Source organism: Erwinia sp. AK-PDG3-5 (assembly GCF_056821705.1).
Window position 1 is genome coordinate 3,892,446 of sequence record NZ_CM165967.1, and the last position, 17,094, is coordinate 3,909,539.

General features: G+C 56.6%; 11 protein-coding genes and 1 riboswitch. Of the genes, 8 read left to right on the top strand and 3 right to left on the bottom strand.

Annotation, left to right across the window (positions count from 1 at the left end; all coding sequences use genetic code 11):
- Positions 1–26: 26 nt before the first annotated feature.
- The gene (locus AC1UKS_RS18165) at positions 27–1,205 is read right to left on the bottom strand and encodes a sugar efflux transporter (protein WP_206404433.1); all 1,179 of its coding nucleotides are present in this window, start codon (positions 1,203–1,205) and stop codon (positions 27–29) included.
- A 246-nt stretch (positions 1,206–1,451) separates the two neighbouring features.
- Between AC1UKS_RS18165 and sgrR the strand changes: the two genes are divergently transcribed.
- The 4 genes from sgrR (at position 1,452) to thiQ (ending at position 6,554) form a co-directional block, all read left to right on the top strand.
- Entirely contained in the window at positions 1,452–3,113 is a 1,662-nt protein-coding gene (gene sgrR / locus AC1UKS_RS18170) for an HTH-type transcriptional regulator SgrR (RefSeq protein ID WP_482434728.1), read from the top strand.
- Positions 3,114–3,148: 35 nt separating this feature from the next.
- Positions 3,149–3,255: riboswitch (TPP riboswitch) on the top strand.
- Between the two features lie 41 nt (positions 3,256–3,296).
- A complete protein-coding gene (gene thiB, locus AC1UKS_RS18175) occupies positions 3,297–4,283 on the top strand; it encodes a thiamine ABC transporter substrate binding subunit (protein WP_482434729.1) in 987 nt (328 codons plus the stop codon).
- Positions 4,259–5,869: a thiamine/thiamine pyrophosphate ABC transporter permease ThiP gene (gene thiP / locus AC1UKS_RS18180; RefSeq protein ID WP_482434730.1), complete on the top strand. Its 1,611-nt coding sequence runs from the start codon at positions 4,259–4,261 to the stop codon at positions 5,867–5,869. The genes thiB and thiP overlap by 25 nt, the downstream gene beginning before the upstream one ends.
- Positions 5,853–6,554 (top strand): thiamine ABC transporter ATP-binding protein ThiQ, encoded by a 702-nt coding sequence (gene thiQ / locus AC1UKS_RS18185; protein ID WP_482434731.1) that lies wholly within the window; start codon positions 5,853–5,855, stop codon positions 6,552–6,554. Before thiP ends, thiQ begins: the two co-directional genes overlap by 17 nt.
- On the opposite strand, the gene AC1UKS_RS18190 is transcribed toward thiQ, so the two are convergent.
- Positions 6,541–7,308 (bottom strand): DedA family protein, encoded by a 768-nt coding sequence (locus AC1UKS_RS18190; protein WP_482434732.1) that lies wholly within the window; start codon positions 7,306–7,308, stop codon positions 6,541–6,543. The two genes, thiQ and AC1UKS_RS18190, sit on opposite strands and share 14 nt — an antisense overlap.
- Before the next feature lie 228 nt (positions 7,309–7,536).
- Here AC1UKS_RS18190 and polB point away from each other — a divergent pair, with 228 nt between their 5' ends.
- From polB to rluA, 3 genes are all read left to right on the top strand, one after another.
- Positions 7,537–9,897, top strand: coding sequence for a DNA polymerase II (polB, locus tag AC1UKS_RS18195; RefSeq protein ID WP_482434733.1), 2,361 nt, complete (start codon positions 7,537–7,539; stop codon positions 9,895–9,897).
- Between the two features lie 132 nt (positions 9,898–10,029).
- Positions 10,030–12,936, top strand: a complete 2,907-nt coding sequence (rapA, locus tag AC1UKS_RS18200) for an RNA polymerase-associated protein RapA (protein WP_482434734.1) — start codon at positions 10,030–10,032, stop codon at positions 12,934–12,936.
- A 42-nt stretch (positions 12,937–12,978) separates the two neighbouring features.
- Complete coding sequence (gene rluA / locus AC1UKS_RS18205) at positions 12,979–13,632, top strand: bifunctional tRNA pseudouridine(32) synthase/23S rRNA pseudouridine(746) synthase RluA (protein WP_482434735.1); 654 nt, start codon at positions 12,979–12,981, stop codon at positions 13,630–13,632.
- A gap of 66 nt (positions 13,633–13,698) precedes the next feature.
- Here rluA and djlA read toward each other — a convergent pair whose 3' ends face one another.
- Positions 13,699–14,532 (bottom strand): co-chaperone DjlA, encoded by an 834-nt coding sequence (gene djlA / locus AC1UKS_RS18210; RefSeq protein ID WP_013200731.1) that lies wholly within the window; start codon positions 14,530–14,532, stop codon positions 13,699–13,701.
- A 148-nt stretch (positions 14,533–14,680) separates the two neighbouring features.
- Between djlA and lptD the strand changes: the two genes are divergently transcribed.
- The gene (gene lptD / locus AC1UKS_RS18215; RefSeq protein WP_265908864.1) at positions 14,681–17,080 is read left to right on the top strand and encodes an LPS assembly protein LptD; all 2,400 of its coding nucleotides are present in this window, start codon (positions 14,681–14,683) and stop codon (positions 17,078–17,080) included.
- The last annotated feature ends 14 nt before the right edge of the window (positions 17,081–17,094 follow it).

Genomic DNA, 17,094 nt, shown 5'->3' on the forward strand with positions numbered 1-17,094 from the left:
CGGAAGCACTTCCGCCCGTATTCCCCTTACACATCCTTCACCTTTGCAGACATCACCAGCGCGCCAATCGACAGCACCAGTGCCGCCCAGTACACCGAATAATGGCCAAAGGTTTCCGCCAGCGCGCCCTGAATCACGCCCGCCAGAATCACCCCCGTCGAAATACTGTTGGTAAACAACGTGGTCGCCGCACCGGGCCTTCCCGGCATCAGATCCTGGAAATAGAGCATGCCGATCCCGGCGACAATACCAATAAAGATGGCATTAAAGATCTGCAACGCCATCAGCGCCGCTTTATCGTGGAACACCACCAGCCCCAGATAGAATATCGCCCCGGACGCCACCGCAAACAGCATCATGTTGCGCTTGCCGAAGCGCTTCACATAATGGCCGGCCAACAGCATCGCCGGGATTTCCAGCCCGGCCGCCACGCCCATCAGCAATCCAGCCAGCTTATCCGGCAACCCCAACACGCTGCTGATATAAAGCGGCATATCGATGATATACATGGTATTGCAGGTCCACATCAGCAATGACGCCATAAACAGCAGCCGCACATCTTTATTCTTCCACGCGCTGATTTGGGTGATCACCACTTCAGGCGGTTGTTCCACACGCGGCACCGACGGCAGCGCAAACCAGATCAGCGCGACGCAGACCACAAACAGTCCGGCGGCAATCAAAAACATGGTGGTGAAGCCGTAATTCAGCGCCAGCGCAAAGGACAACGGCGGCCCGACAACCCAGGCCAGTGACAGCTGGGCACGCATCACCGAGCTGAACATCACCACCTCACGGGCGGAGCTGTCAGCATATTCGCGGGCAAGGGCAAAGATTTGCGGCATCGACACGCTGGCCAGCGCGGAGAGCAGCACGCCAAAGGTAATCAGCGTCAGATAGTCACGGTTAAACGCAAAGATCAGCGCGTTGCCAATCGCCATCACGCAGCAAAACAGGATCAGCATGCGGCGGTCGCCCCGGTTGTCCGAGCGCTTTGCCAGCAGAATGCTCACCGCAATGCCGGCTATCGCATTGATGGTGTAGAACAGCCCGACCCAGAACGGACGAACGGCCACTTCACGGGTCAGAAACAGGCTAAGCGTCGGCGCCTGAAGCGCACCCGCCACGCCCACCATAAACGACACGGCCATAAAGGCGACGTAAACAGGATTGATACGGCGACGGCGCGTGAGGAGCGATTTCATAGCTGATCCTTCAAAAAAAAGTCGCCACAGAGGTGAGTCGACAAACAGCAAGCATAGAAGAAAACATGGAGCAGCGAAAAAAGCCAGCCAGGTATTAACCCGGCTGGCTGGTGAAAGGCACCATACTCAGAATCATCAATGTCAGAGCGCATTCGAAGAATGTCTCCCGCTCTTTCATCTGCGGGCATTATTGTCCTAATATAAGGAAGAAAAAACAGATTGCTTTCTGATAAGGGTTCCTCTTTTATGTCTTCTGCCCGCTTACAACAACAGTTTATCCGCCTGTGGCAGTGCTGCGAAGGCCAGCCGCAGGAGACGACGCTCAACGATTTGGCGGTACAACTGAGCTGCTCCCGCCGGCATATGCGCAACCTGCTGAATGCAATGCAGGACCAGGGCTGGCTTGAATGGCAGGCGGAAGCCGGGCGGGGAAAACGCTCCAGGCTCAGCTTCCATTACACCGGGCTGGCATTGCAACAGCAGCGGGCGGAAGAGTTGCTGGAGAACGATCGCATCGACCAGCTGGTGCAACTGGTGGGCGATAAAAACGCGGTCAGACAGATGCTGATCTCGCATCTTGGCCGCAGTTTCCGCCAGGGAAAACATATCCTGCGGGTGATGTACTATCGCTCGTTATTGAATCTGTTACCCGGTACGCCGCTGCGTCGTTCTGAAACCCACCTTGCCCGTCAGATTTTTAGCAGTCTGACGCGGATAAATGAGGAAAATGGGGAAATCGAAGCCGATATTGCGCACCACTGGCAGCAGCTCTCTCCGCTGCACTGGCGGTTTTATCTGCGCCCGGCGATCCACTTTCATCATGGTCGCGAGCTGGAGATGGCCGACATTATCAGCAGCCTTGAGCGACTGAAGCCCCAGCGCCTGTATGCCCATTTCGATCGCATCGAGTCCTCAGCGCCCTGGACGCTGGATATTCATCTGCATCAGCCCGACAACTGGCTTCCCTGGCTGCTGGGCAGCGTCAGCACCATGATCCTGCCAAAAGAGTGGCCCTTCCTCGCGGACTTCGCCCGTCAGCCGATTGGCACCGGCCCGTATGCGGTGGTGCGCAATCAGACCACCCAACTGAGGATCCAGGCGTTTGATGACTATTTTGGTTACCGCGCGCTGATTGATGAAGTGAATATCTGGGTGCTGCCGGAAATCAGTGATGAGCTGGTTTATGCCGGGGTTAAGCTGGAAGGCAAAGGGCTGGAAGAAAAGTCAGAAGAGAGTCGTCTGGAAGAAGGCTGCTATTTCCTGCTGTTTGACCAGCGATCCGAACAGGGTCGCGATGAACAAATCCGTCGCTGGGTCAGCACGCTGTTCAACCCGATCGCCCTGCTGAACCATGCCGGTATTGGCTATCAACGCTACTGGTTCCCGGCTTATGGCCTGCTGCCGCGCTGGCATCATCGCCGCGATATGGCTGCCAGCCAGAAGCCCGACGGGCTGACCACCCTGACGCTGACCTGGTATAACGATCACGTCGAGCATCAGGGCATCGCTAATGCGTTACGGCCGATCCTCGCCGAACAGGGTGTGGAGTTGATCACCCAACAGGTCGATTATGACGTCTGGCACCGCGGCGAAGCCGAAAGCGATATCTGGCTTGGCAGCGCCAACTTCACCCTGCCGCTGGAATTTTCCGTGTTTGCGCTGCTGTACGAAATCCCACTGGTTCACCACTGCGTGACGCTGGACTGGGAAAAGGATGCGCAACTCTGGCGCGAACAGAAGCTGCCGCTGGCCGACTGGGGCAAGCAGCTGATCAACACCTGGACGCTGCATCCGCTGTTCCATCACTGGCTGCTGCTGGAAGGTCAACGCAGCATGCGCGGGGTCAGAATGAATATGCTGGGCTGGTTTGATTTTAAATCCGCCTGGTTCGCCCCTGACGACGCATGATGCTTTCGTTACCCAGCGGAAATCACTAGAATAGGCCGTTCTCAACGGGGTGCGTTCGCGGTGTTTCACTGCCAGCGCTGAGACAAACCCGTCGAACCTGATCCGGATAATGCCGGCGTAGGGATTTGAGACTCTCCAGATTGCTCAGATCCTTTGCGACACCTAACTTTCAAGGAACGCAAAGTGTTAAAAAAAGTTCTGCCTTTACTGATCCTCAGCACCTTTCCGGCCTTCGCGGCTAAACCCGTCCTGACTGTTTATACCTACGACTCATTTTCCGCTGACTGGGGACCGGGTCCTGCCATCAAAAAGGCGTTTGAAGCGGACTGCGGCTGCGAGCTGAAATACGTGGCGCTGGAAGACGGCGTCTCGCTGCTTAACCGTCTGCGGATGGAAGGCAAAAACAGCAAGGCCGACGTGGTGCTGGGCCTCGATAACAATCTGCTGGATGCGGCAGAGAAAACCGGCCTGTTCGCACCAGGCCAGGTGGATACCAGTAAGGTCATCGTTCCGGGTGGCTGGAACGATAAGACCTTTGTGCCGTATGACTATGGCTGGTTCGCCTTTGTGTACGATAAAACCAAGCTGCAAAATCCACCCACCAGCCTGAAAGAGTTGGTCAACAGCGACAAGCCGTTAAAGATTATTTATGAAGATCCCCGCACCAGCACCCCGGGCCTCGGCCTGCTGTTGTGGATGCAGAAAGTGTTCGGCGATAAGGCACCGGAAGCCTGGCAGAAGCTGGCGAAGAAAACCGTCACCGTCACCAAAGGCTGGAGCGAAGCTTACGGGCTGTTCCTCAAGGGTGAAGGCGATATGGTGCTGAGCTACACCACCTCTCCGGCTTACCACCTGATTGAAGAGAAGAAATCGCAGTATGCCGCCGCCAATTTCAGCGAAGGTCACTACCTGCAGGTAGAAGTGGCCGGGCAGCTGAAAAGCAGCAAACAGCCGGAACTGGCGCAGAAATTCATGAAATTTATGCTGGATAAACCGTTCCAGGACAGCATCCCAACCGGCAACTGGATGTATCCGGTGGTGAAAAGCACGCTACCTGCAGGTTTCGATACCCTGACCGTCCCGTCCAACTCGCTGCAATACACGCCACAGGAAGTCGCCAGCCAACGTAGCCAATGGATCAGTGCATGGCAACGCGCCGTCAGCCGCTGATTGCTGGCCCGTTGGTGCCCGGTGCGCTGGCGGCGACGCTGCTGGTCGCCGTGGCCCTGACCGCATTCAGCGCGCTATGGCTGAGTGCACCGGCGATCCACTGGCGGGAGCTCTGGCAGGATGACTATCTCTGGCACGTCCTGCGCTTCTCCTTCTGGCAGGCCTTTCTTTCCGCAGTACTGGCGGTTGGGCCGGCGATCCCGCTGGCCCGCGCGCTTTACCGACGCCGCTTCCCCGGCCGGGACACGCTGTTAAGACTCTGCGCGATGACGCTGGTGTTGCCGGTGTTAGTGGCGGTATTTGGCATCCTCAGCGTCTATGGCCGCACGGGCTGGCTGGCCGATCTCTGCGCGTTGCTGGGCATTCCCTATACCTTCACGCCCTATGGCTTACAGGGCATTTTGCTGGCGCATGTGTTCTTTAATTTGCCGTTAGCCGCGCGTCTGCTGCTGCAGGCGCTGGAACAGATCCCCGGTGAGCAGCGCCAGCTGGCCGCTCAGCTGGGATTGCGCGGCTGGAACCATTTCATGGTGGTCGAATGGCCCTGGCTGCGGCGGCAAATCCTGCCTGCCGGCGCGCTGATTTTTATGCTCTGTTTTGCCAGCTTCGCAACCGTACTGTCGCTGGGCGGCGGACCAAAAGCCACCACCATCGAACTGGCGATCTTCCAGGCGCTGAACTTTGATTACGATCCGGGCCGTGCCGCCCTGCTGGCGATGATTCAGATGGTCTGCTGTCTCGGATTGGTGATGTTAAGTCAGTGGCTCAGCAAAGCGATTCCGTCGGGCACGGCAAGCATCAACGGCTGGCGAAATCCTGAAGACAGCGGGCGCGCCAAAGTGTGGGATGCGCTGTTAATCTTCGCCGCGCTGTTTTTATTACTGCCGCCGCTGCTGGCGGTCATCGTGGATGGCCTGAATCAGGGGCTGCCCGCGGTACTACGCCAACCGGCGCTGTGGCAGGCCACCTTCACCTCAATACGCATTGCGCTTGGCGCGGGGTTGCTGTGTGTGATCCTGACGGTGATGCTGCTGTGGAGCAGCCGGGAATTGCGCCTGCGTCAGCGCGTCTGGCTCGGCCAGTCGATGGAACTGAGCGGCATGTTGATTCTGGCGATGCCCGGCATCGTGCTGGCGACCGGCTTCTTTCTGCTGCTGAATGCCACCGTGGGCCTGCCGGACGCCGCCGATGGCATCGTGATTTTTACCAATGCGCTGATGGCCATTCCTTACGCCATGAAGGTGCTGGAAAACCCTCTGCGGGACATGGCAGAACGCTATAACCGGCTCTGTTTGTCGCTGGATATTCACGGCTGGAATCGCGTCAAACTGATCGAACTGCGCGCGTTAAAGCGCCCTCTTGCTCAGGCGCTGGCGTTTGCCTGCGTGCTGTCGATTGGCGATTTTGGCGTGGTGGCACTGTTTGGTAATGAAAATTTCCGCACGCTGCCGTTTTATCTTTATCAACAGATTGGCTCCTACCGTAGCGAAGATGGCGCGGTCACTGCGCTGCTGCTTTTGCTGCTCTGCTTCCTTCTGTTCACCCTGATTGAAAAACTGCCGGGACGCCATGCTGACGTTAACTAATCTGACCTACCTGTATAACCATCTGCCGATGCGCTTTTCACTGAGCATGCAGGCGGGAGAAAGGCTGGCGATCCTCGGCCCGAGCGGTGCGGGGAAGAGCACCCTGCTGAGCCTGGTCGCGGGATTTCTCGCGGTAAATAGCGGCAGCTTGCTGCTGAATGGCGAAGATCACAGCCACACGCCACCGGCGAAGCGACCGGTTTCCATGCTGTTCCAGGAGAATAACCTGTTCCCCCATCTGACGGTGGCGCAGAATATCGGTCTTGGCCTGCAGCCGGGGCTGAAGCTGGATCCTCAGCAGAAGCAGGCGTTGCAGGACATCGCGCGAAGAGTGGGTCTGGACGCCTTGCTGGACCGTTTGCCTTCGCAACTTTCCGGTGGGCAACGGCAGCGGGCGGCGCTGGCGCGATGTCTGGTGCGCCAGCAACCGTTGCTGCTGTTAGATGAGCCGTTCTCTGCCTTGGATCCGGCCCTGCGCAAGGAGATGCTGCAGCTGGTGGATGAGGTCTGTCACGAGAGGAAGATCACGCTACTGATGGTGTCGCACAGTATTGAGGATGCCGCGCGGATAGCGCCACGCAGCATACTGATTGTCGACGGACGGGTTTACTGGGACGGCAGCACCGACGTGCTGCTCAATGGCGACGTGGCTGAAGCCGCCGTGCTGGGCATTAATGTCCGATAAAGACTTCTGACAACAGATGGCGGAATATCGGCATCATCGGGTGGAATTGCAGGGCGACAAAGCTGGCCACGGCAATAACCATCACCAGCGGCGCCAGCCAGCGCAGACGACTCGACGGCAGATACGCGCTGGCCCAGTCGGCCTGCTTTTTCGAACGTAACCAGCGCCATCCCAACCAGCATCCCAGCCAGACCAGCAATGCCACCGCCAGCAACAGCCATTTAAACATGCTGCTGTTCGCCCCTTTGGGCACATCAATCGCCACACCCGCCAGAATGCCCGGCAACAGATACAGCGGTGGCCAGAGCACGCAGCCAATGATATTCGGCGGGATAAACTTCTTCACCGGCAGTTCAAGCATTCCCGCCACCAGCGGAATCAGCGGACGGGTCGGCCCGACAAAACGCCCGACAATGATGGTAAACATGCTGTGCTGATGCAGCGCATGTTCGGTTTTATCCATCAGCCCCTGATGCTTTTTAATAAATGACCATCGGTGCAGCGGCCCTTTGAATTGCCAGCCAATCAGATAGGAAATCCAGTCGCCGACCAGACAGCCAATGGTCCCCGCCAGCCAGGCGGGATACAGGCCAATTTGCCCGCTGCCAATTAGCGCGCCAAAGGAAGCCATTAAAACAGTGCCAGGCAACAGCAGCCCGACCAGCGCCAGGGATTCAAAAAAAGTGATCAGCCCCACCGCCAGCAAAGACCAGGCCAGTGATTGCGTAATGAGATGTTGCAGCCAGGCTTCCATACTTTCCACATTCTGTTTTGATTGAGGTCGGATTGTCCTGAGACACCCGTACTGCGTCAAGGTCTGTTTTGTATGAAGGCATTGATCGCGGTCAGAATAAGATAACCTCCAGCTCGGGCCGGGCGGCGTCCGCGCTGACCCGACCGGGCGAGATTCCCCCGGCATCGCGCTATACTGTATAAATAAACATGCTATTATTGTGCAAAGAAGCAACATTAAGGATTTCCGGTGAACGATGCACGCGCAGGCTTTCTGCTCACCCGCCACTGGCGGGATACGCCTTCAGGCACAGAAGTGGTGCTGTGGCTGGCCACCGACAGTGGCCCGCAGAGAGTGGTGCTGCCGCCACAGGAATCCGTCGCCTTTATTCCGCAAGAGTATCAGGCGCAGGCGGAGGCATTACTTAAGCAGGAACGCCATTTCCGTATCGTTCCCCTCGGGTTGAAAGATTTCCGCCATCGGCCGGTGTTCGGCCTCTATTGCCATCAGTACCGCCAACTGCAAAAGCTGGAGAAGCTGCTGCGGGAGAATGGCGTGATGGTGTATGAAGCGGATGTGCGGCCGCCCGAGCGCTACCTGATGGAGCGCTTTATCACCTCGCCCGTCTGGTTTAGCGGCCAGCCGGCGGGAAACAGCCTGATCAACACCCGTCTGAAACCCAACCCCGACTACCGGCCGCCGCTGAAATGGGTCTCGCTGGATATCGAAACCACCCGCCACGGCGAACTCTACTGCATCGGGCTTGAAGGCTGCGGACAACGCGATGTCTATATGTTGGGCCCGGAGAACGGCGATGCCAGCAAACTGGACTTCAATCTGGAATACGTCTCCAGCCGGCCACAGCTGCTGGAAAAACTGAACGCCTGGTTTGTGCAGCACGACCCGGACGTGTTGATTGGCTGGAACGTGGTGCAGTTTGACCTGCGCGTGCTGCAAAAACACGCCGACCGTTATGGTATTCCGTTAAAACTCGGACGCAATAACGAGGCGCTGGAGTGGCGTGAGCATGGCTTCAAGCCCGGCGTATTCTTTGCTCAGGCCACCGGCCGGCTGATCGTCGATGGGATTGATGCGTTGAAATCGGCGTTCTGGAACTTTGCCTCTTTCAGTCTGGAAGCCGTCTCCCGGGAACTGTTGGGAGAAGGCAAAGCGATTAACAATCCCTGGGACAGAATGCAGGAGATCGATCAGCGCTTTGCGGAAGACAAACCCGCCCTCGCCCATTACAACCTGAAGGACTGCGAGTTAGTCACCCGAATTTTCCATCATACTCAGCTGATGCCGTTTCTGCTGGAGCGGTCGACGGTGAATGGCCTGGCGGTCGATCGCCACGGCGGTTCGGTGGCGGCGTTCGGCCATCTGTATTTACCGCGCATGCACCGCGCAGGCTTTGTCGCGCCGGGCCTGGGCGAAGTGGCTCCTGAGGCCAGCCCGGGCGGTTATGTGATGGACTCGACGCCGGGCCTGTATGATTCGGTGCTGGTGCTGGACTATAAAAGCCTGTATCCGGCCATTATCCGCACCTTCCTGATCGATCCGGTTGGGCTGGTCGAAGGCCTGGCGCATCCTGATGAGCAGGATTCCGTTAGCGGTTTTAAGGGCGCGCGCTTCTCCCGCACCACCCATTGCCTGCCTGAAATCGTTAACCAAATCTGGCAAGGGCGTGAAGCCGCCAAAAAAGAGGGCAATAAACCGCTGTCGCAGGCGCTGAAAATCATTATGAATGCCTTTTATGGCGTACTGGGCACCAGCGCCTGTCGCTTTTTTGATCCGCGTCTGGCGTCGTCAATTACCCTGCGCGGCCATGAGATCATGCGGCAGACCAAAGAGCTGGTCGAAGCCGAAGGTTATGACGTGATTTATGGTGATACCGACTCGACCTTTGTCTGGCTGAAAAAGCCCCATGACCAGCAGTCGGCCAATGCCATTGGCCGGCAACTGGTGGAGAAGGTCAATGCCTGGTGGAAACAGCATTTGCAGCAGGAGTTTGGGCTGGAGAGCGCGCTGGAACTGGAGTTTGAAACCCATTTCAGCCGTTTTCTGATGCCCACCATTCGCGGTGCCGAACAGGGCAGCAAGAAGCGTTATGCCGGGCTGATTTGCGAAGGCGACAGCGAACGCATGGTGTTTAAAGGGCTGGAAACCGTGCGCACCGACTGGACGCCGCTGGCCAAAAACTTCCAGCAGGAGCTGTATCGCCGCATCTTTAAAAAACTGCCCTATCGCGATTATATCCTTGAAACGGTGCGCCAGTTGCTGGATGGCGAGCTGGACGATCAGCTGGTGTACGGTAAAAGGCTGCGTCGCCCGCTGGACGACTATCAGCGCAATGTGCCGCCGCATGTCCGCGCCGCCCGCATCGCCGACGAATTCAACGAGAAGCAAGGCCGTCCGCTGCTTTACCAGAAGGGCGGAAAGATTCGTTACGTGATGGCCACTTCCGGGCCCGAGCCTTTAGAAGCGCGCATCACGCCTCTCGACTACGATCATTATCTGACAAAGCAGCTCCAGCCGGTGGCTGAGGGCATTTTACCTTTCCTTCAGGATGACTTTGCTACACTGGTGACAGGCCAGTTAGGTCTTTTTTGACAGGTGACGAACGCGCTACCTTCCAGTACCATAGCGCCCTTCCAGATAATTTGAATTTTCTGCCGGGCACCGGGTGCCGGGCGGTCATGCTATTGCCTGCCATAACCTCTAAGAGAATCGAGCCGAATATCTATGCCTTTTACACTTGGTCAACGCTGGATCAGCGATACGGAAAGCGAATTGGGATTGGGCACTATTGTCGCGATCGACACGCGCATGGTGACTGTGCTGTTCCCCGCCACCGGCGAAAACCGTCTTTATGCCAGAAATGATTCTCCAATCACCCGTGTGATGTTCAATCCGGGCGACACCATTACCAGCCATGAAGGCTGGCAGCTGGAAGTGGCAGAAGTCACCACTGAAAACGGTCTGATGACCTACATCGGCACGCGTCTGGATACTGAAGAGACCGGCGTGGTGATGCGTGAAGTGATGCTCGACAGCAAGCTGGTCTTCAGCAAGCCTCAGGATCGTCTGTTTGCTGGCCAGTTGGATCGTATGGATCGCTTTGCCCTGCGCTTCCGCGCCCGTAAATACCAGAGCGAGCAGTATCACCTTGCGGTCAGTGGCCTGCGTGGCATGCGCACCAGCCTGATCCCGCACCAGCTGCACATTGCCCATGATGTTGGCCGTCGCCATGCGCCGCGCGTCCTGCTCGCGGATGAAGTGGGCCTCGGTAAAACCATCGAAGCCGGGATGATCATCCACCAGCAACTGCTGGCCGGCCGCGCAGAACGCGTGCTGATCGTGGTGCCTGAAACCCTGCAACATCAGTGGCTGGTTGAGATGCTGCGCCGCTTCAACCTGCGTTTCGCCCTGTTCGACGACGAGCGCTATGCGCAGGCGCAGCTGGACAGCGATAACGCCTTCGAAACCGAACAGCTGGTGATCTGCTCACTCGACTTCGTGCGCCGCAACAAAACGCGCCTCGAAATGATGGCGGATGCCTCCTGGGACCTGCTGATTGTCGATGAAGCCCACCACCTGGCGTGGGAAGAAGGCCAGCCAAGCCGCGAATATCAGGTGATTGAGCAACTGGCCGAACAGATCCCTGGCGTGCTGTTGCTGACCGCGACGCCAGAGCAGCTGGGACTGGAAAGCCACTTTGCCCGTCTGCGCCTGCTCGATCCTAACCGCTTCCACGATTTTGCTGCCTTCGTTGAAGAGCAGCAGCACTTCCGTCCGATTGCCGATGCGGTAACCGGCCTGCTGGCCGATAAGTCGCTCAGCGCGGAAGAGATGAATATGCTCAACGATCTGGTCGGCGAGCAGGATATCGAGCCGCTGCTGCAAACCGCCAACAGCGACCGTGATGGAAAACTGGAAGCGCGTCAGGAACTGATCAGCATGCTGATGGACCGCCACGGCACCAGCCGCGTGCTGTTCCGTAACACCCGTAACGGAGTGAAAGGCTTCCCGAAACGTGAACTGCACCAGATCCGTTTGCCGCTGCCAACGCAGTATCAAACCGCGATCAAGGTTTCCGGCATCATGAGCGCGCGTAAATCTGTCGATGAGCGCGCGCGCGACATGCTGTATCCCGAGCAGATTTATCAGGAATTTGAAGGCGACAGCGGCACCTGGTGGAACTTTGATCCGCGCGTTGAGTGGTTAATGGGCTTCCTGACCAGCCAGCGCGATAAGAAGGTGCTGGTGATCTGTGCCAAAGCGGCCACCGCGCTGCAGCTGGAGCAGGTTCTGCGCGAGCGGGAAGGTATCCGCGCGGCGGTGTTCCACGAAGGCCTGTCGATTATTGAACGTGACCGTGCGGCCGCGTGGTTTGCCTCTGAAGAAGATGGCGCTCAGGTGCTGCTGTGTTCTGAAATTGGTTCCGAAGGCCGTAACTTCCAGTTCGCCCATCAGATGGTGATGTTCGATCTGCCGTTTAACCCCGACCTGTTAGAGCAGCGTATCGGCCGTCTTGACCGTATCGGTCAGGCGCATGACATTCAGATCCACGTGCCTTACCTGGAAAAAACCGCGCAGTCGGTGCTGGTTCAGTGGTATCACGAAGGTCTGGAAGCGTTTGAGCATACTTGCCCGACTGGCCGCGCTATTTACGACAAGGCCTACGCCCAGCTGGTTGCCTTCCTCGCCTCGCCGGAGCAGACCGAAGGTCTGGAAGAATTTATCGCCGACTGCCGTAAGCAGCACAGTGCGCTGAAAATGCAGCTGGAACAGGGACGCGATCGCCTGCTGGAGCTGAACTCTAATGGCGGTGAGAAAGCACAGGCGCTGGCAGAGAAGATTGGCGAGCAGGATAACGATACCGAGCTGGTTAACTTTGCGCTTAACCTGTTTGATATCGTCGGCATCAATCAGGAAGATCGCAGCGATAACCTGATCGTACTGACACCGGGCGATCATATGTTGGTGCCAGACTTCCCGGGTCTACCGGAAGACGGTTGCACCATCACCTTCGATCGCGGCCAGGCGCTTTCCCGTGAAGACGCGCAGTATGTCACCTGGGAACACCCGATTATCCGCAACGGTCTGGATCTGATCCTCTCCGGCGATACCGGCAGCTGCGCGCTGTCCCTGCTGAAGAACAAAGCATTACCGGTCGGCACCCTGCTGGTAGAGCTGATCTACGTGGTGGAAGCGCAGGCGCCGAAACATCTGCAGCTGACCCGCTTCCTGCCACCAACGCCGGTGCGTATGCTGGTTGACCGTAAAGGCACTAACCTGGCCGGTAAAGTGGAGTTTGAAAGCTTCAACCGTCAGCTGAACGCGGTGAATCGCCATACCGGTAGCAAGCTGGTCAACGCCGTTCAGCAGGATGTCCATGAGATCCTGAAGCTGGCCGAAGACGAAGCAGCGACCATGGCCCGTGAGGTGATTGACGTCGCCCGCCGCGAAGCCGATGAAAAGCTCAGCGCCGAACTGTCACGCCTGGATGCTCTGAGTGCCGTGAATCCGAACATCCGTCAGGATGAGATTGACGCACTTGAAAGCAACCGTGAGCAGGTTCTGTCCGCGCTGAACGAGGCAGGCTGGCGTCTTGATGCGCTGCGTCTGATTGTCGTCACGCACCAGTAACTCAACATGGGGCGGTTTACGCCGCCCCTGACAGGCAACACGATGGAACCCTATAACCCACCGCAAGAACCCTGGCTGCACATCCTTTATCAGGATGAGCACATCATGGTGATCAACAAACCGAGCGGATTGCTGTCGGTGCCCGGACGTCTGGAGGATCATAAAGACAGCGTGATGACCCGCGTCCAGCGTGATTTTCCTGCGGCGGAATCGGTGCACCGGTTGGATATGGCCACCAGCGGCGTGATCGTTGTGGCGTTAACCAAAGCGGCTGAACGCGAGCTGAAGCGTCAGTTTCGCGAGCGGGAACCGCAAAAGCAGTACGTTGCCCGCATCTGGGGGCATCCGGAGAAAGCCAAAGGGTTGGTCGATCTGCCGCTGATTTGCGACTGGCCAAACCGGCCAAAGCAGAAGGTGTGTTTTGAAACGGGGAAATCAGCACAGACAGAATATGAAGTGCTGGAGTATGCCGATGACATCAGTGCCCGTATTCACCTGAAGCCGATTACCGGACGCTCTCATCAGTTAAGGGTGCATATGCTGGCGCTTGGCCATCCGATTCTGGGGGATAATTTTTACGCCCACGATGAGGCTAAAGCCATGGCACCACGACTGCAGCTGCATGCCGAGATGCTGACCATTACCCATCCGCAGTACCACACGCCAATGACCTTTCGTCAGCCGGCGGATTTCTAACGAATAAGGGCGGAATCTCTTCCGCCCTTATTATCACCGTGATGTCATCGCCATCAGGCAAATCCGCTACTTAAACCCTTTCTCGCGTTTAATCAGATCGTAAGCCGCCTGAATTTCCTGGGCTTTCTGCTTGGCCATTTCCATCATCTGTGGCGGTAAGCCTTTAGCAACCAGCTTGTCCGGGTGATGCTCGCTCATCAGCTTGCGATAGGCGCGTTTGATGGTGGTGCCATCATCGCTGCTTTTCACGCCCAGCACGCTGCAGGCATCTTCCAGCGTGGGTCCGCGTCGCGCCTGACCAAAGCCGCCGCCCTGCGAACCCGCACCGCTGTGATAATTGCCGCCACCGCCGCCAAACTGCTGACCGCTTTCCATCATCCGCAGGAACTGATCGAACTGCGCTTTGGAAATACCCAGCTCTTCGGCGATCACAAACAGCACCTGGCGTTCGTTAGGATGCAGAGAGCCATCGGCAAACGCCGCCTGAATCTGAATTTCCAGAAACATCCGAATCAGGTCAAAGCGGCCAAAGCAGGCGCTACGCAGTTCACGCAATTTACTGCGCAACGGGTAGTCGCCCTCTTTCCCTTCACGGAAAGCACGTTGCGCCGACGTTCGGGCGTCGCCGTGCAGCTGCATACGGTCCATCAGCAGTGAAGCCATCTGAATATCCGCATCCGTCACGCGTCCTTTGGATTTGGTCAGATGGCCCATAACCTGAAAGGTGGTGCGGAAAAACAGCGACTGTCTGGTTTGCTGGTTAGCAAAATAGCCCTGTCCTTTTACTGCCCGCGCTTTGTCGATCAGGTGGCCAATCAGCAGGCCAAATGCTAAACCCCAGAAGCCGGTGCCGCTCAACAAACCGAGCACAAGGCCAATTACTTTTCCCCAATAGCGCATATACTCCTCAATTCGCCATGCTGAAGGCTAAAAATTGCATTATCATACCTGTCATTTAACTCAGAGCCTAACGGCAACGCGGCCAGACGACCAGGATTAACACTAGCGCAACGCAGTTGAGTGCGATAGTCTCTGACCGTTTGTCGGCATGATGCCAGCTATCACGGAATTCTCGATACCGCGTATGAAAAAAAGATTACCTACTTTGCTGGCCACGCTTATCGGCACAGCGATTTACAGCCAGCAAGGCCTGGCCGACGACCTGGCATCACAATGTATGCTGGGTGTACCAAGTTATAACCGTCCTCTGGTCCAGGGAAAAACGAATAATGACCTACCGGTAACGATTAACGCCGACAATGCCAAAGGCAATTATCCCGATAACGCGGTCTTCACCGGCAACGTGGATATCCAGCAGGGTAACAGCCGTCTGCTGTCTGACGAGGTTCAGCTGCATCAAAAACAGCAGCCGGGTCAGCCGACGCCTGTGCGCACCGTGGATGCGTTAGGTAATGTGCACTACGACGACAATCAGGTCATCCTGAAAGGTCCGAAAGCCTGGTCAAATCTGAACACCAAAGACACCAACGTCTGGAACGGCGACTACCAGATGGTCGGCCGTCAGGGCCGTGGTACTGGCGATCAGATGAAACTGCGTGGCCAGAACCGTTATACCATTATGGAAAACGGTACCTTTACGTCCTGTCTGCCTGGCGATAACAGCTGGAGCGTGGCCGGCACCGAGATTATTCAGGACCGCGAAGAGCAGGTTGCTGAAATCTGGAATGCCCGCTTCAGGATCGGCTCGGTGCCGGTGCTGTACAGCCCTTATTTGCAGTTGCCCCTTGGCGACCGCCGCCGCTCAGGTTTCCTGATCCCGAATGCCAAATACGGCAGCTCCAATGGTTTTGAGTTCATTCTGCCGTATTACTGGAACATTGCGCCGCAGGCCGATGCCACCATTACGCCGCACTATATGAGCAACCGTGGGCTGCAGTTACAGAACGAATTCCGTTATCTGACCCAGGCGGGTGCCGGTCTGATGGAGTTCGATTATCTGAATTCGGATAATCAGTTTGAAAAAGATGCGCCTTCACGCAACATCAGCGATGACGATTCCAAACGCTGGATGTTCTACTGGAAGCATGCCGGTGTTTACGATAAGAACTGGCGCTTCAACGTCGACTACACCAAAGTCAGTGATACCTATTACTTCACTGACCTCGACTCGCCGTATGCCAACTCGACGGATGGCTACGTCACGCAGAAATTCAGTATCGGTTATGCAGAGAAAAACTGGGACGCCACGCTGTCGACCAAACAGTTCCAGATCTTCTCCACTAACGCCAGCAACGACGTTTACCGTGCAGAACCGCAGTTTGACTACAACTATTACCAGAACAACGTTGGGCCGTTCGACACCCACCTGTATGCTCAGGCGGTGAAATTCACCAACGTCAACGAAGAGTTGCCGGATGCAACCCGTTTGCACCTCGAGCCGACCATCAACCTGCCGCTGTCTAACGGCTGGGGAAGTCTGAACACCGAAGCGAAACTTCTGGCGACCCACTATCAGCAGGACGACATTGAGTATTACAACAATACCGTTGATACCAACAAAGTTAACCAGCTGAAAAGCAGCGTAAACCGCGTGATGCCGCAGTTTAAAGTTGACGGCAAGATGGTGTTCGACCGGGATATGGACTGGTCAGAAGGCTACACGCAGACGCTTGAACCGCGTATGCAGTACCTTTATCTGCCTTATCGCGACCAGAGCGATATCCGCGCCTATGACTCCACGTTGCTGCAAAGTGACTACACCGGCCTGTTCCGCGACCGCACTTACAGTGGTCTGGATCGCATCGCGTCAGCCAACCAGGTGACCAGCGGTGTGACTACGCGAATTTTTGATAACGATCTGGTTGAACGTTTTAACGCTTCCGTAGGTCAAATCTACTCGTTTACTCCATCCCGTACCGGTCTGGAGAACGCGGACAGCGACGATCGTGGCAGTCTGGTGTGGGCAGGTGACACCTACTACCGTATCAGCGACCGTTGGAGCACCCGTGGTGGCCTGCAGTACGACACCCGTCTTGATAACGTTTCGCAAGGCAATGCCGTACTGGAATACCGCCGTGATGCTGACCGTATGGTGCAGTTGAACTACCGTTACACCAGCCCGGAATATATTGCCCAAACGTTATCCACGGTGACCAACCCAGGCTATCAGGATGGCATTTCTCAGGTTGGCGCAACGGCAAGCTGGCCGATTGCTGATGCCTGGTCGGTGGTAGGCGCCTGGTATTACGATACCAAAGCCAAACAGCCGGCCGATCAGTTGCTTGGTGTGCAGTACAGTTCCTGCTGCTATGCAATTCGTCTGGGTTACGAGCGTAAAATCACCAGCTGGAATAGCGATAACAGTACCAGTAATTACGACAATAAAATCTCGTTCAACATTGAGCTACGTGGCCTGAGTCCTTCTTATAGCCTCGGCACCGGTCAAATGCTGCGTGAGGGCATCTTGCCTTATCAGCGCTCTTTCTGATGTTGTGATTAATA

Bases quoted from the DNA above. Each gene is read 5' to 3' on its own strand.
- sgrR (WP_482434728.1), top strand. From the start codon at position 1,452: ATGTCTTCTGCCCGCTTACAACAACAGTTTATCCGCCTGTGGCAGTGC.
- rapA (WP_482434734.1), top strand. From the start codon at position 10,030: ATGCCTTTTACACTTGGTCAACGCTGGATCAGCGATACGGAAAGCGAA.
- AC1UKS_RS18190 (WP_482434732.1), bottom strand. From the start codon at position 7,308: ATGGAAGCCTGGCTGCAACATCTCATTACGCAATCACTGGCCTGGTCT.
- thiQ (WP_482434731.1), top strand. From the start codon at position 5,853: ATGCTGACGTTAACTAATCTGACCTACCTGTATAACCATCTGCCGATG.
- thiP (WP_482434730.1), top strand. From the start codon at position 4,259: ATGGCAACGCGCCGTCAGCCGCTGATTGCTGGCCCGTTGGTGCCCGGT.
- lptD (WP_265908864.1), top strand. From the start codon at position 14,681: ATGATGCCAGCTATCACGGAATTCTCGATACCGCGTATGAAAAAAAGA.
- rluA (WP_482434735.1), top strand. From the start codon at position 12,979: ATGGAACCCTATAACCCACCGCAAGAACCCTGGCTGCACATCCTTTAT.
- djlA (WP_013200731.1), bottom strand. From the start codon at position 14,532: ATGCGCTATTGGGGAAAAGTAATTGGCCTTGTGCTCGGTTTGTTGAGC.
- AC1UKS_RS18165 (WP_206404433.1), bottom strand. From the start codon at position 1,205: ATGAAATCGCTCCTCACGCGCCGTCGCCGTATCAATCCTGTTTACGTC.